The sequence below is a fragment of the Ruthenibacterium lactatiformans genome (genome assembly GCF_000949455.1).
Lineage (GTDB): Bacteria > Bacillota > Clostridia > Oscillospirales > Ruminococcaceae > Ruthenibacterium > Ruthenibacterium lactatiformans.
Genome location: NZ_JXXK01000025.1, coordinates 26,154 through 52,742 on the forward strand (window position 1 = coordinate 26,154; position 26,589 = coordinate 52,742).

A 26,589-nucleotide genomic window follows, 5' to 3' on the forward strand; every position below is an offset into this window, starting at 1 on the left:
CATTTGCCGCCTCTTTCAAAAGGAGAAATCAGATATGCAACGCAGAAGCGGCAAAAAACTCAGGACTCGTAGCCCGACATTGACTGCTTTAACTGTTTTTTTCTTAACACTGATTTCTATTTCCCTAGCTTCTCTTCTTTTTTACTCTTTGATGATGAATACCGCAAGAACAGAATTCAAACAAATGGCTCAAATTGTCTCAAATGCAACTATTTCGTCCGAAAAAGATCAGCTATTGGATGTTTACGCAGAATTTCATAAGCAAAATTCAGATTTTGTAGGTTGGATTTCTTTAGAAGGAACCTCTCTGGATTATCCCATCATGCAAACTATAGATGCACCGGAGTATTATCTTCGGCGTGACTTCAATAAAAACTATTCTTTAGCTGGCACACCATTTTTGGATGCACGAAGCGATATGGAAAATGGGAACAGTTTAATCGTTTACGGCCATAATATGAATGACGGAAGTATGTTTGCAGTATTGCAAAACTATTTGAAAGAAGGTTTTCTAGAACAACATCCCGCGTTTGAATGCGACAGCCTATTGCAGAAACGTCATTTTCAAATCTTTGCAGTTCTGCACTTTAAAGACTCTCCCGAAAATGCCAGTTCATATTACGCCTTTCCTTTGGATGAAACGTCTTTTAGCCAATGTGTTGAACGGATCCAGGCAGATGCACTATATGAAACTCCTTCAATAGTTACATGGGGTGATCAGCTTTTGCTCCTGTCTACTTGTGATCAAAACGATGCAGAGTCCCGAATTCTAATTGCATGTTACAGAGAAAAGCAAGATTTATGACATTATAGAAAGGGTGTTTATATTTGGATAAGAATGAACTGATTGAGAAAATTGCAGGCAATACAGGTCTGACAAAAAAAGATGTTGGTATTGTAATCAACACTTTTATCGTAACAGTCACCAAAGCCTTAGTTGAAGGCTCAAAAGTGCAATTATTAGGTTTTGGAGTTTTTGGAACGCGCGAAAGAAACGCCAGAAAAGTCCGTAATCCCCGCACAGGAGAGAGTATAGATCTTGCAGCTTCCACTGTTCCCTATTTCAAGCCCGGAAAAATTTTAAGAGACGTTGTAAAATCCATAAATCATCCCATATAAAAAAGCTTGCATACAATAAATATCCCCCGGATCCCCCGGCAAAGCCGGGGGTTTTTCATATGTGGGCATAGCTCTAGAATACTAGCGTGCGCGTCACGTCACACAAGTACGGTCTGCCAGCCGCGAAGGTTCTGTTACTTGTCGCCCGTAAACGGGCTTTTTAGAAGTTCGGCATGGTCAGTTGCTCTCCTGCTTTGTCTTGCTCATACTGGCGTTAAATATACTCCTGTATCTTCTTTGCATTTTTTCCTGCTGTGTCCACGTGGTACCCTCAGCACCAGAATTCCCGATTTCGGTATTTGTATTTCAGTTCCGGAAACTTCTCGTAAGCATCAGGCGGCTCTTTCCTTTCAGGATCCCCATGAACCTCGATACGCTATCTTTGGCGGCATCTCCATCAGCATGTGGATGTGGTCTGGGCACATCTCCGCTTCGATGCTCTTGATCCCTTTCCAATTGCACAGCGCCCTCAGGATGCTCCCGATTTCTCTTCTTTTCTCACCAAAGAACACTTTCCGCCTGTATTTCGAAGCGAACACCACACATTTGTAATTCCAACTGCTATGCGATAAACTATTTACGTCGTTCATTTTTGAATGACCTCCCTTTGCTTGCTTGTGCAGTTCGCAGACCGCACTTCCAGTATAGCAAAGGGAGTTTTTCTTTTCCCATTATCGACATTAGTCTTCTTTTGAACCACTCGCCTAGCGAGTGGTTTTCGGCTTGCAAATCACTTAATTGCTTTGCAAATTCATTACACGCAGTGTGACGGATTCTCGTCGAAAACCAAAAATATTTTTGATATCTATGAAAAACGGGCTTTTAGGAATTATTCCTAAAAAGCCCGTTTTCCCTTGATTTTATGCGACAAAATCGACTGACATCTTTTTTGTCACATGAACTTGGTGGGGCCTCAGGGACTCGAACCCTGGACCGGTCGGTTATGAGCCGAATGCTCTGACCAACTGAGCTAAGGCCCCCAATCACGCCGCGGCACACAGTGATGCGGCTTATATATTATACAGGATTTTCTCCAAAAAGAAAAGCCCTAAAAATTTTTCTGTTTTCCCGCGGTTCACGCTTCCCGGCAGGGAATGCGCGCGGCCATCACTGCGGCAGCAAGAGCGCCTGCCAAGCCCACAAAAAAGATGCAGCGCAGTGCGTGGGGCGGGTAGGCCTCCAGCACGCCGATGAGCGCAGAGCACAGCACCGAGCCCAGCAGAGCTGAAGCCCCGTTGAACAGTGAGTTGACGGAAAAATACATGCTACGCGTGGCGGACGGACTGGTGGCCACCTGCATTTTCAGGAAACCGACGCCCATGCCCGCGTAAGGCACCGCCCCCAGTATGGACAACACCGGAAACAGGTATGCTGCATTTTGCCGGGTGGCCGCCGCCCACAGCGCGGCCACGCATGCCATCATCGCAATGGTCAGCGCGGTAACATTCTTCCATCCGATGCGCGCAGCCAGACGTGCCATCAGCGGAGTGCACAGCGACCGGCACAGGTTTCCTGCCGTCACCCAGACCATGATTTCAAAAAACGTCAGTTCCAGCACCTGAATCTGGTACACCGCGGCAAAGCCGCCGATGAACATGCCCGAAAGGCTCCACACCATATTCGTCAGCATCACCCTCCGAAAACGGCGGTTGCGCAGCGGCTCCAACAAGGCGGCCGCAGCTGGGGCAGGCTCCTCCTTTTCAGGCCTTTCCGGCGCAGGCAAACGCAGCAGCACTGTCAAGCTGGCGGCCAGCAGCATGGTCTCCAGCACGCCTACGGCCAAAAAGCCGGTCTGCTGTGCGCCGTGCCGGGCAGCGCGGTCAATAATCAGGCTCACGGCGCAGAACACACCGGTATATGTAAGCATGAAAAACATCTCACGCACCGAGTAATAGTCTCCCCGGACACGGCCCTCCACACTGCTCACCAGCCAGTCCGTCTGAGACGGACATGCAAATTGATAAATGCCGATGGCCAACACATAGCACACCACCATCAACGGCGCGCCGGCAGTCCTTGGCAGCAGCACCGAAAAAAACACCAGCGGCAGCAGTACACGCCATGTGCCGTTACACAGGCGCAGAAAGCGCAGCGGACGTGTTGTGCGCTCGTAGGCAAGGCCGCCCGCCAGCTGTAGGATGGGCAGCGTGCCGCTCAGGCCCGTGACCACATTGGACAGCGCGAGTGAAAAACCGTAATATGCCGTCAGGCTGGCAATGATGGCGCCTGTGCAGGCCCAGTATGCCGACATGGAAAGAAGGTTATCGAAAATAAAATCGCGCGGTGTCTTTTCCATTTGCTGTCCGCCCCCGCATCCGTTTGATGCTTATTTTGTTGTACTATGGGATGCGCTCCGCCGTTCCCGCCTGTAAACAGCCGGCAGCGCAGCATAAATCCCAGCACATCATAGCATGGCCCCGCACAAAATACCAGATGAAAAATCATATTTCGGAAATTTTCGATATTTTTTTGAACAGACTGCAAAGCCGCGATCCCTACGGTTCTGTTGTACCCCTTTGCGGCGGCATGCTATAATGAAACAAACACTGTCTTCCCAACCGGGAAATGCCGTTTGTTTCTGCCGTTTTTGACAGCTACGGCCGTTCCCGCGCCGCACGCATCCGAACGTATTTTACAAAGCACCAAAAGCTCCCGGAGGAAATGTATTATGAAAAAACAACCTGTCATTGCAGTCATCGGCGCAGGTGCGCTGGGCGTCATGTTCGGCCAGCGCATGACGCAGACACTTGGCCCGCAGCGTGTATTCTTTGCTGCGGATGCACAGCGTGCAGCCCGTTATGCGGCACAGAGCTTCACCTGCAACGGCGCTGCCTGCACCTTCCGCTTTGTGACGCCGCAGCAGGCGCAGCCTGCCGCGCTGGCGGTCTTCGCCGTCAAAAGTACCGGGCTTGCCGCCGCCATTGAAACGATGCGCCCGTTCATCGGGCCTGAAACACTGGTCATCTCCCTGCTCAACGGCATTACCAGCGAGGGCGAGTTGGCCGCAGCCTACGGGCCGGAGCACGTGCTTTACTGTGTGGCCCAGGGGATGGACGCCGTAAAGGACGGCCCCGCCGTCACCTACCGCAATATGGGAAAGCTTCTTATCGGCAGCGGTACGGGCGCGCGCACCCCGGCTGTGGACGCGGCGGCCGCACTGCTGCTGGAGGCGGGCGTGCCCTGCGAAATACATGAAGATATTCTGTACCGCCAATGGAGCAAGCTGATGCTCAATGTGGGGCTGAACCAGGTATGCGCGGTTTACAATGTGCCGTATCGGGGCGTACAGCACCCGGGGACGGCGCGGGACACCATGCTGGCTGCCATGCGGGAGGCACAGGCCCTGGCCGCACGGGAGGGTGTGACGCTGACAGACGCGGATATTTCCGCCTGGATGAAAATGACCGATGCTTTGAACCCCGACGGAATGCCCTCCATGCGCCAGGATACGCTGGCCCGGCGTCCCACCGAGGTAGAGCTGTTCGCAGGCGCCATGCGCCGCCTTGGGGAGAAGCACAGCGTTCCTACCCCCGTGAACGATATGCTCTACCGCCGCATTGCCGAGCTTGAAGCCGCGTATTGAGCATGCGGCGCGCTATAATCTCATCGCACAGAGAAACCAGCGGAGCCTGTGCCCCATAAAAAGGGCAGGCTCCGCTGGTTTTTCGTCTGTATTCCGCGCTGCAGCGCTCATCCGTTGGCGGGCAGCTTTTCCGCAAAGCCGGGCACATGCACGGCCGGCACCTCCATGCCGCCGTATACCGGCACTTTCTCGGCTGCGCCGCCCTGCGGGGGTGTGCCGCCGCTTTGCCCAAGGCGTTCCTTGGCCACGCTCAGCATCAGCTTGATACGGTTCTCCTGGTTCACCCGCGTTGCGCCCGGGTCATAGTCGATGGGTGTGATGTTGGCGCGGGGATATATGGTGCGGATCTTATTAATCATTCCTTTGCCGCAGATGTGGTTGGGCAGGCAGCCGAAGGGCTGGGCGCAGATAATGTTCTCAAAGCCTGTCTGCTGCAGCTCCATCATCTCGGCCGTCAGCAGCCAGCCCTCACCCATCTTGTTGCCGATGCCGATGATTCCGTCCGCCATTTTTTTCGTGTCCAGAAACAGTGTGGGCGCATGGAACTGGGGATGCTTTTTAATCGCCGCGATCATCAGCTTTTCCCGCACGGTAAGCCAGCTCATCAACGTATCGGAGCCGAGCTCCAACAGCTTGCTGCCGCCGTACAGGCGCACGGTCTCGGCCATGTTGGCAACACAGTACTGCACAAAACCCATCAGGCCCGGCAGGTTCACCTCGCAGTCCTCGCCGTGGAGGAACTGCTCCAGATTGTTATTGCCCAACGGTGAATATTTCACATAGATCTCGCCCACGACACCCACTTTCACCTTGGGCGTATAGGTAACGGGCACCGCCGCAAAATCCGCCGCGATAGCCGCAAAGTTCGCAGCCATATCCTTTTTCGAGAAGCCCTTTTTTTCATCGAACTGGCTCGCCACCCTCCGCGTCCAGGCAGCCACAAGCGCATCCGCCGTGCCCGGCTCGTTTTCATAGGGGCGCGTCTGGTTGGCAAGGCTCATCAGCTCGTCTCCGTAAAACACCGCCGCAACAATCTTTCGGATGAGCGGAAGCGTCAACTGAAAGCCGCTGTCCTTTTCCAGGCCGGAAAAATTCAGGCTGGCCACGGGCACCTGAGGAAAGCCCGCTTTCACCAGCGCCTTACGCAAAAGGTGGATGTAGTTGGACGCCCGGCACCCGCCTCCCGTCTGCGTGATAAGCAGGGCCGTGTGATCCAGATCGTATTTTCCGCTTTTCAGCGCATTGATGAACTGCCCGATGACAAGAAGCGCAGGGTAACAGGTATCGTTGTGGACATATTTCAGCCCTTCCTGCGCCACGGCATGGCCGCCGGAGCCAAGCACCTCCACATGATAGCCTTCGTCCTCCATGGCGGCGCGCATCATCTCAAAATGGATGGGCGCCATGTTGGGGATCAGGATTTTATGTGTCGCTTTCATCTCCGGAGTGAATTTTGGATAAGTATGGACATTTTCCATGGGCATGCCCCTCCTTTGGGCAAATACGCAGTTATGGTTACGGGCGGGAGCATTACTCCGCGTCCGGCGTTTCGCCGGAGGCCGGCTCTATGGCTGCGAACAGACTGCGCAGCCGGATATTCACCGCGCCCAGATTCGCGATCTCATCGATTTTGATCTGTGTGTACAGCTTGCCTTCCCGCTGCAAAATTTCTCTCGTTTCGTCGGTGGTGATGGCGTCCACGCCGCAGCCGAAGCTCACCAGCTGGACGAGGTTCATATCCGGCTGGTCCGCAATGTATTTCGCCGCCGCGTACAGGCGGGAATGATAGGTCCACTGGTTGAGGATGCTGGTGGGGAATTTTTCCACCAGGTGTGAGATGCTGTCCTCTGTGATCACCGCCGCTCCATAGCTGCAAATCAGCTTGTCGATGCCGTGGTTGATCTCCTCATCCGCATGGTACGGACGGCCCGCCAGAACGATGATCTGCCGGCCCTCGGCCCGCGCCTGGGCGATGATCTCCCCGCCCCGGACACGCACGCGGGACATATGCTCCGCATATTCGGCATAGGCCGCGTCCGCAGCGCCCTTCACCTCGCCCAGGCTGATGCCCGCGAAGTATTTTGCAAGGATGGCCGTCATCTTCCTGGGGAAATCCCTTCGGCGGTGAATGCCGATATAATCGTAAATAAAACGGATATTCTCCAGCTCGTGGCAGTTGGCCGCAATGACCTCCGGGTAATAGGCCACCACAGGGCAGTTGTAGTGGTTGTCACCCAGGCCCTCGTCCACATTATACGTCAGGCAGGGGTAAAAAACGGCGTTCACAGCCATCCGGCTGAGCCGGTGGATATGGCCGTGCAGCAGCTTTGCCGGGTAGCATACAGTGTCGGAAGGAATGGTACTCTGGCCCTCCAAGTAAAGCTCCCGGCTGGAGGGACCGCTGGTCACCACCGAAAAGCCCAGCTTCGTGAAGAAAGCATACCAGAAAGGCAGCAGTTCGTACATCCCCAGCCCCAGGGGGATGCCAATAGTGCCGCGGATGCCCGGCTGGGGCTTGTATTCGGCCAGAAGGCGCTGCTTGTATTCGTACAGATTCAGTGGGTTTTCCGCGCCCCGGTGGGACACCGGACGGTCGCACCGGTTGCCGCTGATGTATTTTTTGCCGCCCGGAAAAATATTGACCGTAAGCTGGCAGTTGTTTCCGCACAGGCCGCAGTTGACGCTGCGCACCTTCTGGGTGAAGCCCTCCAGCTCCTCCAGCGTAAGCAGAGACGATTGGCTCTTTCCCTTTGCCTTGCCGTACAGTGCCGCGCCGAACGCGCCCATCAGGCCCGCGATATCCGGCCGGATGACCTCCACGCCCATTTCCATCTCGAACGCACGCAGTACAGCCTCATTGTAGAACGTACCGCCCTGCACCACGATCTTGCGGCCCAACTCCTCCGGGCCGGAGGCACGGATGACCTTGTACAGCGCGTTTTTCACCACGCTGATGGCAAGCCCGGCCGAAATGTTCTCGATGGACGCGCCGTCCTTCTGGGCCTGCTTGACGCTGGAATTCATGAACACCGTGCAGCGGCTGCCCAGGTCCACGGGCTTATCCGCAAACAGAGCCAGCTTCGCAAACTCCGGCACGCCGTAGCCCAGCGCGCCCGCAAACGTCTGCAAAAAGCTGCCGCAGCCGGAGCTGCATGCCTCGTTCAAAAAGATGTTGCTGATGGCTCCGTCCTCGATCTTGAAGCACTTCATATCCTGCCCGCCGATGTCGATGACGAAATCCACGTCCGGCATAAAGTGCCTGGCCGCCGTAAAGTGGGCCACTGTCTCCACCACGCCGAAATCCACGCCGAAGGCGCTTTTCACAATGTCCTCGCCGTAGCCCGTGGCTGTGACGCTGGCCACCCGCAGGCCCGGACGCGCCTTGTAAATGTCGATGAGCATCTGCCGGATGATGGGGATGGGATTGCCGCTGTTTGGCTGATAGCTGGTGAAAAGCAAATTGTCGTCTCCGTCGATGACGGCGGCTTTTACCGTAGTGCTGCCCGCGTCGATGCCGATATGCACAGGGCCGGTGCTGTCCGCAAAGGGACGGCGCGGCACGCTCGCCTTTGCATGCCGTGCGCGGAACGCCTCGTATTCCGCTTCGTCCCGGAACAGCGGCGGGTTGAACGCATAGGTGGCCGTGGCGCTGTATGCGTGCAGCTTTTCCACCACACCCGCCAGATCCAGTTCCTTGTCGGAATACAGCGCCGCGCCCAGCGCCACAAAATAAAGGCTGTTTTCCGGGCAGATCCCCGTCACGCCCAGCGTCTTGTCGAAGCTCTTTTTCAGCTGGGGCAAAAATGTGAGCGGCCCGCCCAGATACAGCACGTTGCCGCCGATCTTCCGGCCCTGCGCAAGGCCCGCGATGGTCTGGTTCACCACGGCATAGAAAATGCTGGCCGCCACATCCCCGGCCTTTGCGCCCTGGTTGATGAGGGGCTGGATATCGCTTTTGGCAAACACGCCGCAGCGGCTGGCAATGGTATATGTTTTTTCCGCATGCCGCGCGGCTTCGTTCATTTCGTCGGGCGTCATCTTCAGCAGCGTTGCCATCTGGTCAATGAACGCGCCGGTGCCGCCCGCGCAGCTTCCGTTCATGCGCACCTCGGTACCGCCCGTCAAAAACAGGATCTTCGCATCTTCGCCGCCCAGCTCGATCACCACGTCCGCATCCGGCGCGTAACGCTTTGCCGCCACCCGTGTGGCAAACACCTCCTGTACGAAGGGCACGCCGCAGGCGTCGGCCAGGCCCATGCCGGCCGAACCGGAGATGGAAAGCTGCGCGGGCGCGCCGTGCAGCACCTCAGTGTGCATGCGCTGCACCAGCTCCGCCGCTTTTTCCACGATGTGGGAAAAATGACGCTCATAGGTTTTGTATGTAATATTCAGCGCGTCGTCCAGCACCACGCATTTGATGGTGGTGGACCCGATGTCAAGCCCGATCTTCAAACTGTTCTCCCTTTCCCCTTAAGCGGCGCGCCGGGCGCGCCGCAGCCCGCCGGTAAGACAGGACCTCCTATCTTAACCTTATCTTTACCTTATATCATAGTATTTTACCGCTTTTTGTCGAAAAATCAACGGACAGATGTGAATATTTGTCAAATTTTTTACGGAAAATTCGTCCTTATTTACAAAATACTGGCGTTATGCCCAAAAACACAGCCTTTTCTTATCAAAACAGGCCCACAGCGCGGAGCCGCAGGCCTGTAAAACCAATTATTCTGTGCGCAGCGCCTCTATGGGGCTCAGGCGCGCCGCCTTGCGCGCGGGGTAAATGCCGAAGAAAATGCCGATGGCGATGGAAAACAGCGCGATATAAACTACAGTGGAGGGTGCCACATAGCCCTCCATGCCCATCAGGCTGCTGATGCCGTAGCCGCCCCACAGGCCCAGCACAATACCGATGACGCCTCCGATGAGCGTAAGCGTACCCGCTTCAATGAGGAACTGGAACGTGATGCTGCCCGTCTTTGCCCCCAGCGCCTTGCGGATGCCGATCTCCCGCGTGCGCTCGGTGACGCTGACGAGCATGATGTTCATAACGCCGATGCCCCCCACCAGCAGGCTGATGCCCGCGATGGCGGCGATGATGCCCGTAAACATCCCTGTCACGCTGCTGATCTGCGCGGTGTACTGGCTTACGTCCATAATGCCGTAGCAGTCCCGCCCGGCGTTGCCGTGTCGGCTTTCCACCAGACGCAGCACCTGCTGTGCCAGCGGTACACTGTTCGCAGTGTCCTGCGCCAGCAGCGCGATCTGGAAATACGGCTGGCCCACATCGTCGGAAAGAGTGGACAGGCTGGACAGCGGCGCCGTCATCTGCGCAGTGATCTTGCCGTTGTAGCTGTATCCGCTCTGGCTTTCGGTTATGCCGATGATCGTGAAATCCGAAGTGCGTCCGCCCACCGTGAGCTGCACCGTCATGCCCAATACGTCGTCGGTTCCAAACAGCGCCTTTGCTCCCGCGGAATCCACGGTCACAACACGGCGCGCGGCATCATAATCCGACGCGTCCCAAAAGCGCCCCGCCTGCAGCGTAGCCGGAAACACCAGAAACATGCTGCCGTTGCCCGCCGAAAGGCTGGCGCCTATTTCTCCCTTTGGGCCGCGCACACTTCCGCTGGCGCCGCCGGCCATCGTCACGCCCGCAACGCCTTCCATACGGCCCACGGCCTCCACGTCCCCGTCGGTAAAATAATCGTTCACAGTGGTATCCTCGCCGGTCACACTCAGATACACCGAACCGGAAGACAGCATGCCCAGTTCGCTGTCCATCATCCGCTGCCCGCCGCCGCCGATGCACAGCACCATAATGACAGCCCCAATGCCGATGATGATGCCCAGCATCGTGAGAAATGAGCGCATTTTGCTGCCCATGATGTTGCGGTACGCCATTTTGGCGTATTCATAGATCTGACGCATCCGGACGCCCCCTTAGCCCATCATCACAGCGCCCATACCCGCGTCCGCGGGCATCTGCGCCGCGGCGGCGGGGTCGCTGCTGACAGCCATGCCCTCCGTCACATCCTGCGGGTTGAGGATGACCTCATCCCCCGCGGAAATGCCGGAGGCGATCTCCACCTGCGTATCGGAAGAAAGGCCTGTCTTCACATCCCGGCGCACAGCCGCGCCGTTTTCCACCACATAGCAGAACTGGCCGCTCACATCCGTATTGACGGCGCTGATGGGCAGGCTCAGCACTCCTTTCGCCTCCCCTGTGGCAATGACCACGTTGGCCTCCAGGCCCAGTTTGATATCGCCGTCCGGCGCGTCCAGCTGCACTTTGGCGTGCACATAGGCCGTGGCCGTGCCTGTGGCGGAGGCCCCGGCCGTGGCCATCGCGTCGATGGACGCCACCGTTCCGGTGTATGTCCTGCCCAGCGTGGTGACAACGGCGCTCTGGCCCGGCTTTACCTTTTCCAGATCGTAGCGGGAGAGCGCCACGTCCACATATACATCGCTCAGGCTCTGGATCGTGCACAGCGGACCATAAGCCGCCGCGCTGGAGCCCGGCACCGCACTGAGGGAGGTGACGACGCCGCTGATGGGTGCGGTCACGCCGTCCCTGCCGCGGGCAAGGTCCTCCTTGGCGCTTTGCACGGAGAGAGATGATGGCACCTGTGCCAGCTCCAACTGGCGCTTGGCGCTGTCGGACAGGACGGCCTGCTTTTCCGCGTCGTAGGTTGCCTTGGCCGCGCTCAGCGCCTGCTGCTGGTTCGCGAGGTCCGCGGCGGCGGCGTCCAAAGCCGCTTTAACAGACAACGCCTCCTCGCTCTGCTTATCCGCGAGGGCCTCGTACTGCGCGGTCAGGCTGTTCACCGCGGCTGAAGCCTTGTCTTTCTGGACGGCAAGATTGTTCAGGTTCGCAGCCGCGTCATTGAAGCGTGCCTGTGCGCTGTCGCTGGCGGTGAGCGCGTCGCTTTTCTGCAGCTGGCCGCTCTCATAAGCGGCAGAAGCCTGCCGGTAGGCGCGCTCCAGCGGCTCTGTATCAAAGGTGGCAAGCAGGTCGCCCGCGTTCACGATCTGCCCCGCTTCCACCTTCACCTCTGCAAGAGGCGCGGTGACGGGCGACGGCACCACTACGGTCTGCCCCGAGGTGAGCGTACCCGTGGTGGACAGGCTTTGGCTGATGTCTCCGGCTGCCGCCGTCTGTGTTTGCACATAGGTCGGCAGCGGGCCGCGCAGCGCGCTCAGAACGGCGTTGCCCGCCAGGGCCAGCACCGCAATGCCTGCCAGTGAAAGCAGCACGATTTTTTTGATGCTGCGCTTTTTCTTCGGCCGTTTGGGCGGCTGCAAAAGCACCTCGCCGGCCTGCGCCGGGTCCTGCACGTTCTGCGCCATCAATTCCTTTGTTTCCATTTTAGAAAACCTCCCGTTCCCCGTCGTCTATTTTTCCGTCTGTGATACGCACGATGCGCTGAGCCTTGCGGGCCAGCCCTTCGTCGTGAGTGATCAGTACAATGGTGTTGCCCTCGGCGTGCAGAGCACGGATGATCTCGAACACCCTGGCGCCCGCTCTGGTGTCCAGGTTGCCCGTCGGTTCATCCGCGAGGATGAGCGGCGGATGTGCCGCGATGGCGCGAGCCACGGCCACACGCTGCTGCTGGCCGCCGGACATCTGGTTTGGACGGTGGTCCATACGGGACGCAAGGCCCACACGCTCCAGGGCCTCCAACGCCAGCAGACGCCGTTTTCCGGCGGGCAGGCCCCGGTAAATGAGCGGCAGCTCCACGTTTTCCAGCGCGTTCAGGTTCTTGATCAGGTTGAAGCTCTGGAAAATAAAACCGATTTGTTCATTGCGGATGGCTGAAAGCGCATTATCGGAAAGCGCGCTTACGTCCTGCCCGTTGAGAAAATATGTACCGGACGTCGGCGTGTCCAGACAGCCAATCATATTCATCAGCGTGGATTTCCCGCTGCCTGAATGGCCTACGATGGCCACAAACTCCCCCTTGTAGACCGCGAGGCTCACGCCGTCCAGCGCGCGCACCTCGTTTTCTCCGGGATTGTAGATCTTGTACATATTCCGGATATCGATGATGGCCTGTTCCAAGCCCATCCCTCCCTGTGCCCGCTGCGCAGGCATTTTTTCCATCTGACATTTATGCAACGATATGGTCCGGCCGGCTTCTTCATTTTCTGCGCGCAATAACGAAAACCGTTCCCTTATTTTCAGCAAAAGGCCAAAAATGCAGATTCCCACACAAAATATCCGGCTGTGCATGTACTATATTTTCCCCGCGCCGCATATCCAAAAGCGAGGAGGTGTCCCCTTATGGAACGGATGGACGGCGTAATGGAATATATCCGGCCCGAGCTGCTGGTGCTGGTGGCGGTGCTTTACATCGTCGGCAAAGCACTCAAGGCCTCGCAGGACGTAAAAGACAAGCACATCCCGCTCATTCTGGGCGGCGCGGGCGTGTTCCTGGCCATGCTGTGGGTGGTGGCAACCGGCAGCTTCGACGGCGTACAGAGCATTGCGCTGGGCCTGTTTACCGGTATCGTGCAGGGCGTACTGGTGGCCGGCTGCAGCGTATACGCCAATCAGCTCGTCAAACAGGCGGGCCGGGCGGATTGACCCGAATGCAAAAGAGCATCCCCGGCGCACGGATACCCCGCGCCGGGGATGCTCTTTGTTTTCTGATATTCTCAGGGAACGTACACGTTTACATACTTCACGCCGTTTGCCACGGATTCGGCATAGGTCTCGTAGAACAGGTCCACCTGCATGCGGTTGGACTGCACAAACGCACCCGTATCTGTCGCAATGGCCCAGCCATATACGAATTTGCCGTCAGCGGAGGTGATATACACCTTTGTACCGTAGGGAATGAGCGTCGGGTCGCACGCAAAAGTACCGTAATACAGGCCCAGGCCGCTTGCGCCGCGTCCGCGGGCGGAATAATAGCCTGTCGCCTTCATGGAATACATTTTGCTGTAGCTGCTGGGCACGTTGTTTTCCACCGTGATGCCCTCGGGGGCCTGCAGCGGGCTGACGGCGTCGGAATTGTATTTCCGGTAGATCTCCGGTATCATCTCGGTGACGACCTGGGTATCCACCACCTCGGTGCTGGAATATCCGCCGTCCACATACTTCTGGCGGTAGGTCACGTCCACAAGGCCGTCCTGCCCCGCCTGCACCAGCACCCCGTGGGAATATTTCCCCGTGCTTTCGGCGGTTTCGTCCAGATACTCCGTCTCATAGGGAACGGTCTCCCGGGCGGTATTCTCAGTATATGTTACACGGTGTACGCGCACACGGCCCATGCCCTCGGTCACCGGGCTGTCCAGACTGGGAGTGGTGTAATCGTCCGGCCCCAGCGTCACGCCCGCGCGGGCCAGCACGTCGGCCACAGTGCCGTCGCTGATCTCCGCCTCGTAATATTCTCCATCCGCCGCTACAGAGACCGGAAAAGCCCGCTGCAGAGAAAGCAGCAGCGTGCCGTCCTCCACCTCGTGCAGACGGGTGCTGTCGTTGCTCTCCAGTTCCATACCCGCCAGGTCCAGCAGGACCTCGGGCTCCGTCACCGCAGCCATCACTGTGCGCTGCGCACCGGCGGAATCCGCCACAGTAACCGTATTCACCGTAGCGGCCAATGCCGTGCACACCAGCCCCAGGCTGCCCGCCGTCGCCGCCACCGCAACGATGCGGGGCCCGGCGGCGGCCAGCCAGCGCCGGATATGCTCCTGTCGCTTTGTCATGCAAAAACTCCTTTGGTTCTCCGTCCACACACCGGGCCGCACAGCCAAAACAAAACGGACGGCCCGCACCAGACCGCCCGTGTATCAACAAAAAAGAACAGCGCCGCGCGCGTTTTTGAAAACAAAAACAACGGATGCATGCGGCTGGGGCAGGCCTTGGTACCTGTGCATTATAGCAAAAGAAAGCCGCCGCGTCAAATTTTCGGCTTCAAACCGCCATTTTTCTATACAATTGGTAATATTTTACGCAGATTTTTTCTTTTTTGCCATCCTGTCCAGACGCTCCGCGCACGCTTCGCCACGGCGGCGGACATTGCATGTTTCCCCCTGTGCAAACCCTGATTTTTATGGTATAATAACCCCCAAAGCTGCCGTTTACACGGCTGCGCGTGTGCAAGGCACACGCCCCTGTGCTGACGCACAGGGCTTTGGGAACATTGAACCATGCAAAACCGCAGCAGGTGCGGTTTTGTTGTGGCCGCTTTGCGGCGTCATGGTATAATATGCCCGCTTAGCGAATGCGAGCCGCAGGCGAAGCAAAAGCAGGGCGGCATAGAAACATGATATACGAAGCATTTAGAGACCCGGCGGCAGCACCGCCCGGCGCCTACCATTCTGATTCGACGGAGGAACGCCCCTTGGCACAGAAAAACATCCGCAATTTCTGCATCATCGCCCATATCGACCACGGCAAGTCCACCCTGGCCGACCGCATCCTGGAATGTACCCAGGCCGTGGACGAGCGCCAGATGGAGGCCCAGCTTCTGGATAACATGGAGCTGGAGCGCGAGCGCGGCATCACCATCAAGGCGCGCGCCGTTACCCTGCACTATACGGCAAAGGACGGGCAGGATTACGAGTTCAACCTCATCGACACGCCGGGCCATGTGGACTTCAACTACGAGGTGAGCCGAAGTCTGGCCGCCTGCGAGGGCGCTGTGCTGGTGGTGGACGCCAGCCAGGGCGTGGAAGCGCAGACGCTGGCCAACACCTACCTTGCGCTGGAGCACGATCTGGAGCTGGTGCCCATCCTGAACAAGATCGACCTGCCCAGCGCCGAGCCGGACCGCGTGGCCCACGAGGTGGAGGACGTGATTGGTCTGCCGTGCATGGACGCACCCCGCGTCTCCGCCAAAATGGGCGTGGGCATCCAGGATGTTCTGGAGCGTGTCATCACCGATATCCCCGCGCCGAAAGGCGATGCAGATGCGCCGCTGAAAGCGCTGATCTTCGACGCGGTGTACGACCCCTACAAGGGCGTCATCGTCTATCTGCGCGTGTTCGACGGCCGCCTTTCCGTGGGCGAGCCCGTGAAGCTGATGCAGACGGGCGCTCAATTCACGCCCGTGGAGGTCGGCCATATGGGCGCTACGGCGCTGGCTCCCTGCGGCACGCTGGAGGCGGGTGAGGTAGGTTATTTCACCGCGTCCATCAAAACGCTGGAGGACACCCGCGTAGGCGACACCATCACGGGTGTGTCCGCTCCCACGGCTGAGGCGCTGCCCGGCTACCGCAAGGTGACGCCGATGGTGTTCTGCGGCATTTATCCCGCCGACGGCGCGGATTATCCCGACCTGAAGGACGCGCTGGAAAAGCTTCGCCTGAACGATGCGTCCCTGAGCTTTGACGCAGAGACCAGCGTGGCGCTGGGCTTTGGCTTCCGGTGCGGCTTTCTTGGCCTTCTGCATCTGGAGATCATCATCGAGCGCCTGGAGCGCGAGTTCGACCTGGACCTTATCACCACCGCCCCCAGCGTGGAATACCGCATCACGCTGACAGACGGTGCCGTAAAACTCATCGACAACCCCACCAATTACCCCGATCCGGCGCAAATCGCCAAGGCCGAGGAGCCGTTCGTGGATGCGCATATCTATACCCCTACCGATTATGTGGGCAGCCTGATGGAGCTGTGCCAGAACCGCCGCGGCATCATGCGGGACATGAAGTACATGGACGCCACCCGTGTAGATCTGCATTATGAGCTTCCGCTGGGCGAGATCGTATACGACTTCTTCGACGCTATCAAAAGCCGCAGCCGCGGCTACGCCAGCTATGACTATGAGATGAAGGGCTTTGTGGAATCCAAGCTGGTGAAGCTGGACATCCTGCTCAACGGCGACATGGTGGACGCGCTTTCGATGATCGTCCACGCGGATACCGCTTATGCCAAGGGCCGCCGTCTGGCGGAAAAGCTGAAGGAAAACATTCCCCGCCAGATGTTCGAGATCCCCATCCAGGCGGCCATCGGAGGCAAGATCATTGCCCGCGAAACCGTGAAGGCCATGCGCAAGGACGTTCTGGCCAAGTGCTACGGCGGCGACATCACCCGTAAGAAAAAACTTCTGGAAAAGCAGAAGGAAGGCAAAAAGAAGATGCGCCAGCTGGGTACGGTGCAGGTGCCCAGCGAGGCGTTCACCGCCGTGCTCAAGCTGGACGAATGAGCGCAGCGCCCGGCCGCCGAAGCTTTCTGCCTTTGGTTTGAAGGTCTGGAGAAAATATTATGAAGCTGAAATGTGTGAATATTGCGACGCCAAACCCCTCCGCAATGAGCCGATTTTACTCGCTGGTACTGGGCCAGCCCTGCCGGCGGCGCGCTCCAAACCGCTTCGAAATTCCCGCCGGCGGCGCTTTTGTCGTTATCACGCACTCCGACACAAAAACACCTGTCAACCCCGATTGCTGCGGACTGGAGTTTGCGGTCGACGACGTAGACGCGGAATACGAACGTCTGCTTACTGCGGGTATTTCTGTGGAACGCCCTCCCGTCACTTACCCGTGGGGGTACCGCGCCATCGGATTTCGCGATCCGGACGGCAATAACATCGATTTTACGGCGTATGTTGGTAAACCGGAATAAGGAACACGACGGCAGCATGCAAAAGCGGACGGCTGATAAAACAGCCGTCCGCTTTTATTCTTGTCGCCCGTACACCTTACAGCTCCGGTTCGGCCGAAGCCGCCGCGCCGCTCTGCGCGTCCGAGGACGCGCCCTCGCCGCCGATGACGCCCGTGGGGCTGACGCCGCCGAACAGCAGCGTGCCTTCCCTGTCCTTACCCACGATAGCCACGTAACTCTTACCCACATTGACCTGCAGCGCCGCGCCGTTCTCGTCCTTCAGGCGCAGCGGGTCCTCCGGGTTGCCTTTTTCCCATGTCACCGCACGGAACTTGCCGCCGTAGCAGTAATAGCCCGTGCCGCTGCTCATAGCGAAGTCCGTCACAAGATTGTTGGGGTCGTCGGGATTTTTCAGTTTTATATCCGTAAAAAGCACCAGTACGTTGTCAAACGCAAGCTGTGCGCCCGTGGATTCATCCACCTGCGGCGCGCCGTAAGCTGTTTTCAGATACTTGGCCGCAGCGGCGTCATAGGTGAGGGTCACCGCGCCGGAATCCGAAAAACTGAACGCCACGTCTGCGGCGTCACCTTGGGCAGGCACCACCGGTTGAGCATCGTGAGCCACAAAATCGAACAATGCCTGGCTGGCGCCCGTTCCCGAAAGCCCCAGCTTTTCCATCCCCGCTGCAATCAACGCCGCGTCTGTGTACCAGCAGTGCTCATTGGCGTAACCGGCCGCACTGCGCGCTTCATCAAACACAAAGGACGTGGACCCCAAATACATGCCGTTGATGGTGGAATACTGATACTGGTTGAGCAGATTTTCAGCATAAATGCTGGTGCCGATGTGCACGATAACCGAGTTCAGCGGCATCGCGCACTGAAGATGCTGGTCCCGCGCGGAACGCACCGGCCCCACCTGGGGCACCGTGTCCTTATCTGCGTACAGCGCAAGCAGGCGGGTGATGCCGCCCTCCGTCACCATTTCAAAAACCGCGTCGGCGCTGCCGATGCCCCGCTGGGGCAGTGCGGCCTGCGCATTGTTCACCATGACGGCCACGGGCCTGTCACCCGCCGCCAGCCCTTCGGCCAGCGCTTCGCCTGTGATGAGGTTGATCTCCGGCGCAGGGCCGTCCGGAATCAGCGGGCTGGCTCCCGGAGCAGAGGCGGAGGACGCGCTCTGCGTCCCCGACGAGGTGTTGTCGCCGCACGCCGTCATGCCAAACGCCAGCATAACGGCCAGCGCAAAAGCGATCATGCGTTTCACGGGCTTCAACTCCTTTCCGTTGTTGATACATAAAACCGGGTCCGCCCCGCGCGCGTTTGCGGGCGGGGCGACGCGGGACGGCCGCGGATCAGCCGTCCGTTTCTTCAAAGTTTTCCAGCGTGCTGTTGTCGCCGGTGGGCACCTCGGCCGTATCCGTGGCTGCCGCGCCCGCGTCATAGCTGAACTTTCCGGCCTCTTCCAGGTCCACCACTGCAAGATACGTCTTGCCGGGGTTCACCTTTACGCTGGTCTCGTTGCCCTCGGCATCAACCAGATACAGCGCCTCAAGGGGAGAGCCCTTTTTCCAGCGGATCGGTTCCGCCTTTCCGCCGTTGAAGTAGTAGCCCACGCCGCCGAAGGTGTAATCCACTTTCTGAAGGTCGTAGCCGGATCCGCCCGGATCAGGATACACGTCAAAATCCGTGAACAGCACGATGACGTTGTCGAACGAAAGCTGCGTGCCGTTGTTCGCGTCGGTGCTGGGCAGGATATCGCGGGCCGCATAGCTGTACTGGCTCATCAGATACTTACCGGCGGCGGCGTCCCAGTCGAAATAGGTGCGGTAGCTTTGGGAGTGCTCGATGGTGATGCCCAGCGCGTTATCGCCTGTCAGCACACGGGCGGGCTCATTGTAATTGACGAAGTCGAAGATCGGGCTGGTGTAGTCGCGGCGGGTATCGGCACCCAAGGCATCAATGGCTTTCTGGATAAAATCTCCATCCACATAAGCCGTGTGTTCCCGCGCCACATTCCCCTTACTTGCATCGCGTGGGAAATCACCCATCCGATCCAAATTCAAATCCATATCCTGATAAGAGTAATCCTTAACATACTGCGTCTGCACCACGCTCTCGCCGATATGCACATAAAGCGGCTGCAGCGGCAGGATAAGCTGGAAGAACTGGTCACGCGCGCTGCGCACGGGGCAGATCTCGGGCAGGTCCCGGTAATCGGTAAACAGGGCGCAAAAGCGGGTGATGCCGCCCTCCACCTTGATCTCGATGAGCACGTCGGCTTCGGACAGGCCGTTCTGCGGACGCGCCTGCTGGTAAGAGGTATTGGAGATATTGTTCACCATGACAGCCGTGACGCGCTGGCCCTCGGGATAATCGTCACTCTTGGGCAGGCCGGTGAGGACGGCCGGGTCATACGGCGGCTCCTGCGGCTCAGGCTCCGAGGAGGAAGCGGCTGGAGCGTCCGTCGTGCTGCCGGACGAAGCGGGCTTGTCGCCGCACGCCGTGAACACGGACGCCGCCAGAGCCAGGATCAAAAGCATGGAAAGAAATTTTTTCATCTGATGGTCTCCTGTTGTAGTGATCTATTTTCAATATCGGGCACTACTGCGTCATTCCGAGTACCGGGCCGCTCAAGACAATTGTCCGGGCAAAACGTTAGCCGGGAATCGTGCGGTGCTGCCAAAAATATTGAAGCAAAAATATTTTATTCCGCCGCCTGCCAAACAGGCGCCGTATCGTTGATGCGGAAATAGGAATACATGTCCAGCCCCACCACCGCAATATAGGTGCGGCCCGGGTTGACTTCCACAGGCGTTTCGGCGCCGTCGGCGGACACGATGCGCAGCGGCTGTTCCGGCGCGCCTTTCAGCCATCGTACCGGCTCGCATCGTCCGCCGTTGAAATACCAGCCCACGCCGCCCCACGCAAAATTCACTTTCGTGAGAATGCCGCCGGGATATTTTTCGGTGTCCGTGAACAGCACCAGCAGGTTATCGAACGTGACGGCCTCACCGGTGTTCTCATCCAAATGCGGCGCGCCGAACTGTGATTTTACATATTGCGCTTTCTCTGCATCGTAGCGGAACGCGCTGTTGGCATAGCTGGAAAAACGGATATAGAGCTGGGACGCTTCCCCACCCGCCAGCACGCGGGGCTCCTGAACGTAGGGGACGAACTGGAACACGGCCTGCTGTGGGCCGTCCATCGCGGTATCCAGCCTGTATTGGGCGGCCGCCTGAGAAAACAACTCCCCGCTGGTGAACCAGCAATGCTCAATGGCCGCCGTCAGGTTGCGCTGTGCATCCAACTCCAGCGCGCCGGCCTGAAAATAACCATCCAAAGATTTGGCCTCATAATGGTATTGGCTGAGAAGCGCCTTCGCATACGTGGAGCCGCCCACATGCAGGTACATCGCTCCCAAGGGGAACATAAGCTGCACATGCTGGTCCCGAGCGGAGCGCACCGGCCCCACCTCGGGCATGGAAGTATAATCGGAATATACGGCCATCAGACGGGTGATGCCGCCCTCGGTCACCATTTCATATACAAGATCCGCACTCTGCAGGCCACGCTGGGGCAGCGCCGCCTGAACGTTGTCGAGCATCACGGCCAGAGGCCGCATGCCCTCAGGCCAATCATCCGCTTTAGCAAGCCCTGTGAGGGGGTTCGCCGACGGGTCTGTCACGATAGCGGGCGTTTCCGGCTCGGGCTGCGGCTGCGGCTCCTGCGCAGACTGGGACACCGAGGAAGGCGCCGGCGCGCTGGAACTCCCGGAAGGCGGCGCGCCTGAGGCCGAGACCTGCCCGCCCGCAGTGCAGGCGCAAAGGCACATCACAGCCGTACTCAGCGCCAACAGGGCGCTGCACAAACGTTTCGTCATGCCTGTCAACCTCGCGATCGGCAAAACGAGACGGAAAGAAGCAAATAAGAAGAAAAGGCGGCATCTGTATAGACGAAGCAGCCTTATCTTTTGTTTCGTTCCCTATCCCGTTTTCACCATAGCGTTTCAGCGTAACTATCCTTATACAATATACACAAAACCGAAGCTTTTGTAAATAGGAAGGCAAACATTTCACACAAGAGCGGCGCCTTCAAGGAGGCAGGAAAGCCTCGGGAGCCGCGCTTTTCCGCGCACCGGCGGTGCGCGCACGGCGGCTACCGGCGGGACAATTTTCCGGCGGGGTATTGACAGAATACCACCTGGCTGATATAATAGTCAAGCGTCATTGGAGAATACAGTATTTCCGTCTTTTCTCTTTTTCTTTATGAGCCATTAGCTCAGTCGGCAGAGCATCTGCCTTTTAAGCAGGGTGTCCGGGGTTCGAATCCCCGATGGCTCACCACATCGGAATGGACTGCGCGCCATTCAAAAAGCCCCGCTTCGGCGGGGCTTTTCTCATGCTTCCGCCTCCTTTCCCCATCCGCCCACAAAATTTTGCGGCGCAAGCTTTCGCGGAGTCCAATGGCACCTGTGTTTCAGCGTCTGCATGGTATCTTTTTTCATCTGAAATGAACTGCGCGCCCGTTGGGAGCCCGGCTTTATGACGGGCCTTTTTATTTTCTCCCGCCGTCTCTAACTTTTTTAAAGTTTTGGTTGACATTCCCTCTTTTATAGCGTATACTTAACTAATCGCCGAAGTGCGAACTAAATTAAAGAGGTACCACATGTTCCAAGACAAAACGATCGTCTGCAAAGATTGCGGACAGGAATTCACCTTCACCGCCAACGAGCAGGAGTTTTTTGCTGAAAAGGGCTTCACCAATGAGCCGCAGCGCTGCAAACCCTGCCGCGATGCCCGCAAAGGTGCTTCCAACAACCGCCAGGGCGGCGAGCGCCAGATGTTTGACGCTGTATGCGCTTCCTGCGGCCGTTCCTGCAAAGTTCCGTTCCAGCCCCGTACAGACCGTCCGGTCTACTGCAGCGATTGCTTCCGTAAATAATTCGCAGCCGACACGCCTTTCGGGGCGTGTTTTTGTTTTCTGCTCCGGCAGGCTTCGTCCGGCAAAAACGGCGTCCCGCGTTTCGGCGGGACGCCGTTTTACTTTCTTCGTGTATTCACCAGCACCAATCGCAGGACGTATAGCCTTCGTCCTCGGCTTCCTGCCGCGTCATTTCCTTCGGTTTGATGACCAGCGGGCAGTCCGGTGAGCTGTGGTATCGGGAACCGAGGCGCTTGGACACCCACACACGTGTGTTCTTCTCCGCTTCCGCCGCGCTCTGCGCCGCGTCCGACGTACCGGAATCATATCCGGCATCGTATCCCTCGCTGGAGCCGTCCTCATGCCCTGCGGCATAGCCCTCCTCGTAGCCCTCGGTTTTGCCCTTGGCAAAGCCGGCGGTATAGCCGTCGTCATAGGTTCCTTTTTCCGCGATGGCTGCATCATAGCCTTCCTGATAGGTGCCGCGCTCCGCCATAGCCGCGGCAAAACCCGCGTCATAGGTTCCCTTTTCCGCAATGGCTCCGTTGTAGCCCCAGCGGTAAATGCCCGCCGCCGCAACGATGAGCAGCACGACCCCGAGCGTGAGCCCAAAGGCCAGCACAAAGCGCCGGGTGTTTTTCGTCATCGCAGGCAGCCGGAGCCGCTTCCAGCTTTCCGGTAATTCCCATAGGAACTTGCGGCCGCTGCCTCCACCCGGCAACTCTTTGTCGTCCGTCGGCTGCGCCCCGGCCTCCTCCGCAGCCTCCACGGCCGCAGAGATCGCCACCGCCGTTCCGCTGCGTCCATCTGCCACGCCGCTGAAAAAGTCATCCACGTAAGCGCTTTCCATATATTGTTGCGCCGTCATGCCGTAGCAGGATGCGATGCCCTGCACCAGCCGCAGCACGCGGCATTCTTCAGCGGGCACGTCCAACGTCCCACAGTTCTCCCGCCGCTGCGGGCCTGCGGGCATGACCTTCCAGCGCACCTGCTCCAGCCGCTCTTCCAGCTCTGTCATAGCGTCATCGAAAGAGACTCCGCGCTGTTCGGCAAACTGCCGTACCCGTGCAGCATACGCACACGCTGTACCGCAGCGCCCGTCCATCTGGGGATATTGCTCCGCCATCTCTCTGCACCTCATTCCATCTCCGGCCGGCAAAAAAAATGCCGTCCCTTATTCCATGTAAACATATCGCCGTTCCCACGGCAGAAGCCGGTCAACTCTATCAAATTTTCACATCATGTTTCGCATATCATCCGCATTCAGCGGGCGGGCATATTATACCATGACGCCGCAAAGAGGCCTCAACAAAACCGCACCTGCTGCGGTTTTGCATGGTTCAATGTTCTCAAAGCCCTGTGCGCCAGCACAGGAGCGTGTGCGGCGCACACGCGCAGCCGCGCAAGCGGCAGCTTTGGGGGTTATTATACCATATGACGGGTCCGCTGAAAAGCACCAATCTAAGCCAAAAGATTTGTTCCGCCCGGGCCTTTCCTTTTTCCAGGCTCCACCGGTGGCGCTTTTTTCATTTTCCGCTTTATTTCCGAAAAAAACGCCACAGCTTTTCCAAAGAGCTGCGGCGTTTTTCTCCCAATTAAACAAAATTTAATGTGCTGCCTCACATAGGATCAGATAGCGGTGTATGACGGAAAGCCCCAGCTTTCCGCTTTTCTCCGGGTGGAACTGGCAGCCGATGACACTGCCCTTCTGCGCCGCCGCACACAGCCTGCGGCCGCCGTATACCGTGTCTGCCAGGCGGTGCGCGTCATAGGCGGGCTTCGCCTCATAACTGTGAACGAAATACAGCTCCCCGCCCGGGGGAACATCCTCGAACACCGTTCCTCTGAAGCTTCCGCCCCGCTTCTGCGGCGGCAGAACGGGCGCCCATCCCACATGGGGCACGCGCTGCGGCGCGCCGTCCGTGTCCACGCCGGGAATGCGCTCCACTCGCCCGGGGATCAGTCCCAGCCCCCTGTGACGTCCGAACTCATCACTTTCATCGAAGAGCATCTGCATGCCCAGGCAGATGCCCAGAAGCGGCGTGCCTACAGCGCATTTATCGGCGATGGCATCCGCCAGAGAAAGACCGGAGAGGCCCGCCATGCCGTCCTTGAACGCGCCCACGCCGGGAAGCACCAGCGCCTTCGCGGACAGGATGCGGCTGCGGCTGCCGGTAACCTCCACCTCCGCACCGAAATACTCAAAGGCACGCCGCACGCTGAGCAGATTCGAAAGCCCGTAATCGATCACTGTTATCTTCATTTTCAGCGCACCTCTATCCCGTGTTCCCGAATGCCGGCCTTGAGCTGCGGCACCGTTGTTTTCTTGTAATGGAGGATACTGGCTACGGCCACGGCGGACGCGCCCGCCTGTGCCGCGGCTGCGGCGTCCCCCGGGCCGCCGCACCCACCCGAAACGATGACGGGCACGCTGACGGCCGCGCACAATTCACGGATGAGCGGGCAGTCCATGCCCCGTTCAAATCCCTCTTTGTCCACGCTGGTGAGCAGGATCTCGCCCGCGCCCAGCGCCACGCCGCGCCGTGCCCACTCGATGACATCCTTGCCCGAGTGTTCCCGCCCGTTGTCATAATAAGCCTCATAACCCGGGCCGTCCCGGCGTTTTTTCGCCTCGATGCCCAACACCATGCACTGGCTGCCGAACGCCTCGGCCACCTGGGTAATGATGCTCTCGTCCTTGATGGCCGCGGTATTGATGGCCGCCTTGTCCGCCCCCATCTGAAGAATGCTCCGCACATCGTCCACACTGCGCAGGCCGCCGCCTACCGTGATGGGAATGAACACGTCGTCCGTGGTGCGCCGCACGATAGCCGACAGGTTGTTGCGGTTGTACAGACTGGCGACGATGTCCATATACAGCAATTCGTCGACACCCTGCCGGTAATAATCTGCCGCGAAATCATGCGGGTCTCCCAGCTTGCGCAATCCTTCCAGCTGAATCCCCTTTACCAGATGGTCGTTCTTTACGTCCAGACGGGCGATGAGGCGTATTTTTTTCGCCATGCCGCTTCCTCCTTTAACGTTTTTCGGCAGGCACGCCGTAATTGCATTCGGAATCCCCCTCAAAGGGCTTATGGCGTAACTCCCACCGGCCATTCCGGTACATCCAGATGTGCGGTGAACGGAAGCGGTCCGCCAGGTGCATGAAGTATTCTCTGTCCATGGCGGGCTGTTCAAACAGCCTGCTCGCGTGAGGGAAATGCCTTTCATCAAGAGAGAGGTAATCCCATATCTCCTGCTCAAAGCGCGTGGGGAATTCGCCGTCATAGCGCTTGCAAAGCGCCACTCCCTCTTCGCGGGTGATTTCTTCGTTGCGGATCTCCTGGGCGGCGTCATAGCTGGTGCGGCCGATGCCATATTTGATATAGGTGGTGTAATAGAAGAAATCGTCGATCTTATCGTCGATGGAATTGTATTTGGAATAGGTACCCTGCGTGCGCTCCGGGCTGGGTTTAAAGCCGCCGTGCTCCACACTGTAATAATAGGCGCCCTGCGGGTGCCATTTGAGATAATAGCCCAGATAATGTACCTGAATGTGGTTTTTTTCGATGTCCGAGGTATCGCTGGGCAGATAGATGGCAAGGTCCGCCGGGTCCACCTTGAAATCCTCCTCCAGCTGCCGGAGAGACACGCCGCCCAGATAGATATTATCCCGGGAATTCGTGGCAAAGAAATGCTCGTCCCGCAGCGCGGATTCATTGTCCGCAATGGGATTGCCGAACTCGGCTTCATTTTCGCCGTAGAACACCAGTGGGATGCCGAATTTCGCAGCCATTTTCGGAGCAAGCTGTTTCTGGCCCAGAATGAACGCCTGGAACGGATGGAACAGGTTTTCGGTGGCGAGCCGTGTCAACAGGCGGTGCGTCATGCCGTTGGGCGTACACAGGTAATTGTCAAAGCCCGCGTGAATCCATGCCTGAAAGTTCTCCCACCCCCAGGGCGTATAGATATGCGGCGCCCAGGTGACGGTGAGCGGGTGCATGCCGTACTTGTATTTGAGCATATGCGCCGCGTAAAAACTGTCTTTGCCGCCCGAGCCGGGCACAAGGCAGTCGTAGCTTCCGTCTGTTCTGCGGTAACGGTCGCACAACTCCCGCAGCCGGCGCTCCCGGTCCTCCCAGTCGATCCTGCCCACCTTGTTGCGGCAGGCGTGGCAGGCGTCACACACACCGTCCTCCCCGATGTGCATGCTTTTTTTCACGCTGTTGATGGTATGCTCGAACTCATAGCATGAATTGGGCTTCTGGTTGCTCATCACACATTCCCTGCAGAACTGCACATGGGCAGGCAGACCGTATCGGGCCTCCAGCTCCGCCTCAGGCAGGTCCGGCGCGAATTTTGCATAATCGATGGGAACATAGCGTTTATACGGTTCCATACTTCATTTCCCCTTATCCTCATA

The 26,589-nt window shown here is 58.0% G+C and carries 22 protein-coding genes, 2 tRNA genes and 1 pseudogene; 9 read left to right on the forward strand and 16 right to left on the reverse strand.

The window, feature by feature from the left end; genetic code table 11:
* The first annotated feature begins 34 nt into the window (after positions 1–34).
* Together srtB and TQ39_RS20425 are read left to right on the forward strand one after the other, a co-directional pair.
* Complete coding sequence (srtB, locus tag TQ39_RS14535; RefSeq protein WP_050006052.1) at positions 35–805, forward strand: class B sortase; 771 nt, start codon at positions 35–37, stop codon at positions 803–805.
* Positions 806–828: 23 nt separating this feature from the next.
* Positions 829–1,119, forward strand: a complete 291-nt coding sequence (locus TQ39_RS20425) for an HU family DNA-binding protein (protein WP_082052280.1) — start codon at positions 829–831, stop codon at positions 1,117–1,119.
* Between the two features lie 134 nt (positions 1,120–1,253).
* On the opposite strand, the pseudogene tnpA reads toward TQ39_RS20425, so the two are convergent.
* The 3 genes and pseudogenes from tnpA to TQ39_RS14550 form a co-directional block, all read right to left on the reverse strand.
* A pseudogene (gene tnpA, locus TQ39_RS14540) lies at positions 1,254–1,709 on the reverse strand (IS200/IS605 family transposase).
* Between the two features lie 313 nt (positions 1,710–2,022).
* Positions 2,023–2,099, reverse strand: a tRNA-Ile gene (locus TQ39_RS14545).
* A gap of 95 nt (positions 2,100–2,194) precedes the next feature.
* Positions 2,195–3,415 carry an MFS transporter gene (locus TQ39_RS14550; RefSeq protein WP_050006053.1) on the reverse strand — a complete coding sequence of 407 codons (1,221 nt, stop codon included), beginning with the start codon at positions 3,413–3,415 and terminating at the stop codon, positions 2,195–2,197.
* A 372-nt stretch (positions 3,416–3,787) separates the two neighbouring features.
* On the opposite strand from TQ39_RS14550, the gene TQ39_RS14555 reads away from it, so the two are divergent.
* Positions 3,788–4,702, forward strand: a complete 915-nt coding sequence (locus TQ39_RS14555; protein ID WP_050006054.1) for a ketopantoate reductase family protein — start codon at positions 3,788–3,790, stop codon at positions 4,700–4,702.
* 107 nt (positions 4,703–4,809) lie between these two features.
* On the opposite strand, the gene TQ39_RS21850 is transcribed toward TQ39_RS14555, so the two are convergent.
* From TQ39_RS21850 to TQ39_RS14580, 5 genes are all read right to left on the reverse strand, one after another.
* Positions 4,810–6,180, reverse strand: a complete 1,371-nt coding sequence (locus TQ39_RS21850) for a 2-hydroxyacyl-CoA dehydratase (protein ID WP_050006055.1) — start codon at positions 6,178–6,180, stop codon at positions 4,810–4,812.
* Between the two features lie 52 nt (positions 6,181–6,232).
* On the reverse strand, positions 6,233–9,154 hold the full coding sequence (locus TQ39_RS14565) for an acyl-CoA dehydratase activase (RefSeq protein WP_050006056.1): 2,922 nt from the start codon (positions 9,152–9,154) through the stop codon (positions 6,233–6,235).
* 267 nt (positions 9,155–9,421) lie between these two features.
* On the reverse strand, positions 9,422–10,627 hold the full coding sequence (locus tag TQ39_RS14570) for an ABC transporter permease (protein ID WP_009321970.1): 1,206 nt from the start codon (positions 10,625–10,627) through the stop codon (positions 9,422–9,424).
* Between the two features lie 12 nt (positions 10,628–10,639).
* Complete coding sequence (locus TQ39_RS14575; protein ID WP_050006057.1) at positions 10,640–12,064, reverse strand: efflux RND transporter periplasmic adaptor subunit; 1,425 nt, start codon at positions 12,062–12,064, stop codon at positions 10,640–10,642.
* A gap of 1 nt (position 12,065) precedes the next feature.
* A complete protein-coding gene (locus tag TQ39_RS14580) occupies positions 12,066–12,758 on the reverse strand; it encodes an ABC transporter ATP-binding protein (RefSeq protein ID WP_009321968.1) in 693 nt (230 codons plus the stop codon).
* Between the two features lie 222 nt (positions 12,759–12,980).
* Between TQ39_RS14580 and TQ39_RS14585 the strand changes: the two genes are divergently transcribed.
* Positions 12,981–13,283 (forward strand): phage holin family protein, encoded by a 303-nt coding sequence (locus TQ39_RS14585; RefSeq protein WP_050006058.1) that lies wholly within the window; start codon positions 12,981–12,983, stop codon positions 13,281–13,283.
* A gap of 71 nt (positions 13,284–13,354) precedes the next feature.
* On the opposite strand, the gene TQ39_RS14590 is transcribed toward TQ39_RS14585, so the two are convergent.
* The gene (locus tag TQ39_RS14590) at positions 13,355–14,407 is read right to left on the reverse strand and encodes a 3D domain-containing protein (RefSeq protein ID WP_050006059.1); all 1,053 of its coding nucleotides are present in this window, start codon (positions 14,405–14,407) and stop codon (positions 13,355–13,357) included.
* Positions 14,408–15,045: 638 nt separating this feature from the next.
* Here TQ39_RS14590 and lepA point away from each other — a divergent pair.
* On the forward strand, positions 15,046–16,848 hold the full coding sequence (gene lepA / locus TQ39_RS14600) for a translation elongation factor 4 (protein WP_040909604.1): 1,803 nt from the start codon (positions 15,046–15,048) through the stop codon (positions 16,846–16,848).
* Between the two features lie 59 nt (positions 16,849–16,907).
* Positions 16,908–17,264 carry a VOC family protein gene (locus TQ39_RS14605; RefSeq protein WP_050006061.1) on the forward strand — a complete coding sequence of 119 codons (357 nt, stop codon included), beginning with the start codon at positions 16,908–16,910 and terminating at the stop codon, positions 17,262–17,264.
* Positions 17,265–17,340: 76 nt separating this feature from the next.
* Here the strand turns inward: TQ39_RS14605 and TQ39_RS14610 are convergent, their stop codons facing one another.
* From TQ39_RS14610 to TQ39_RS14620, 3 genes are all read right to left on the reverse strand, one after another.
* Positions 17,341–18,501: a DUF3048 domain-containing protein gene (locus TQ39_RS14610; protein ID WP_242853511.1), complete on the reverse strand. Its 1,161-nt coding sequence runs from the start codon at positions 18,499–18,501 to the stop codon at positions 17,341–17,343.
* Positions 18,502–18,598: 97 nt separating this feature from the next.
* Entirely contained in the window at positions 18,599–19,804 is a 1,206-nt protein-coding gene (locus tag TQ39_RS14615) for a DUF3048 domain-containing protein (RefSeq protein ID WP_050006062.1), read from the reverse strand.
* A gap of 146 nt (positions 19,805–19,950) precedes the next feature.
* Positions 19,951–21,126 (reverse strand): DUF3048 domain-containing protein, encoded by a 1,176-nt coding sequence (locus TQ39_RS14620; RefSeq protein WP_082052282.1) that lies wholly within the window; start codon positions 21,124–21,126, stop codon positions 19,951–19,953.
* A gap of 387 nt (positions 21,127–21,513) precedes the next feature.
* Here TQ39_RS14620 and TQ39_RS14625 point away from each other — a divergent pair.
* Both TQ39_RS14625 and TQ39_RS14630 read left to right on the forward strand, forming a co-directional pair.
* A tRNA-Lys gene (locus TQ39_RS14625) sits at positions 21,514–21,589 on the forward strand.
* A 322-nt stretch (positions 21,590–21,911) separates the two neighbouring features.
* On the forward strand, positions 21,912–22,187 hold the full coding sequence (locus tag TQ39_RS14630; protein WP_009321938.1) for a zinc-ribbon domain containing protein: 276 nt from the start codon (positions 21,912–21,914) through the stop codon (positions 22,185–22,187).
* A 115-nt stretch (positions 22,188–22,302) separates the two neighbouring features.
* On the opposite strand, the gene TQ39_RS14635 is transcribed toward TQ39_RS14630, so the two are convergent.
* Positions 22,303–23,292, reverse strand: coding sequence for a hypothetical protein (locus TQ39_RS14635; RefSeq protein ID WP_009321937.1), 990 nt, complete (start codon positions 23,290–23,292; stop codon positions 22,303–22,305).
* Positions 23,293–23,452: 160 nt separating this feature from the next.
* Between TQ39_RS14635 and TQ39_RS14640 the strand changes: the two genes are divergently transcribed.
* Positions 23,453–23,776 carry a hypothetical protein gene (locus TQ39_RS14640; RefSeq protein WP_133303690.1) on the forward strand — a complete coding sequence of 108 codons (324 nt, stop codon included), beginning with the start codon at positions 23,453–23,455 and terminating at the stop codon, positions 23,774–23,776.
* Here TQ39_RS14640 and hisH read toward each other — a convergent pair.
* Genes hisH through TQ39_RS14655 form a run of 3 tightly spaced genes read right to left on the reverse strand, consistent with a single transcriptional unit; the run spans position 23,773 to position 26,565 of the window.
* Positions 23,773–24,429 (reverse strand): imidazole glycerol phosphate synthase subunit HisH, encoded by a 657-nt coding sequence (gene hisH / locus TQ39_RS14645; RefSeq protein ID WP_050006064.1) that lies wholly within the window; start codon positions 24,427–24,429, stop codon positions 23,773–23,775. The genes TQ39_RS14640 and hisH overlap by 4 nt on opposite strands.
* A 2-nt stretch (positions 24,430–24,431) precedes the next feature.
* Positions 24,432–25,190 (reverse strand): imidazole glycerol phosphate synthase subunit HisF, encoded by a 759-nt coding sequence (hisF, locus tag TQ39_RS14650; protein ID WP_009321935.1) that lies wholly within the window; start codon positions 25,188–25,190, stop codon positions 24,432–24,434.
* A 13-nt stretch (positions 25,191–25,203) separates the two neighbouring features.
* Positions 25,204–26,565: an N-acetyl sugar amidotransferase gene (locus TQ39_RS14655; protein ID WP_009321934.1), complete on the reverse strand. Its 1,362-nt coding sequence runs from the start codon at positions 26,563–26,565 to the stop codon at positions 25,204–25,206.
* Between the last annotated feature and the right edge of the window lie 24 nt (positions 26,566–26,589).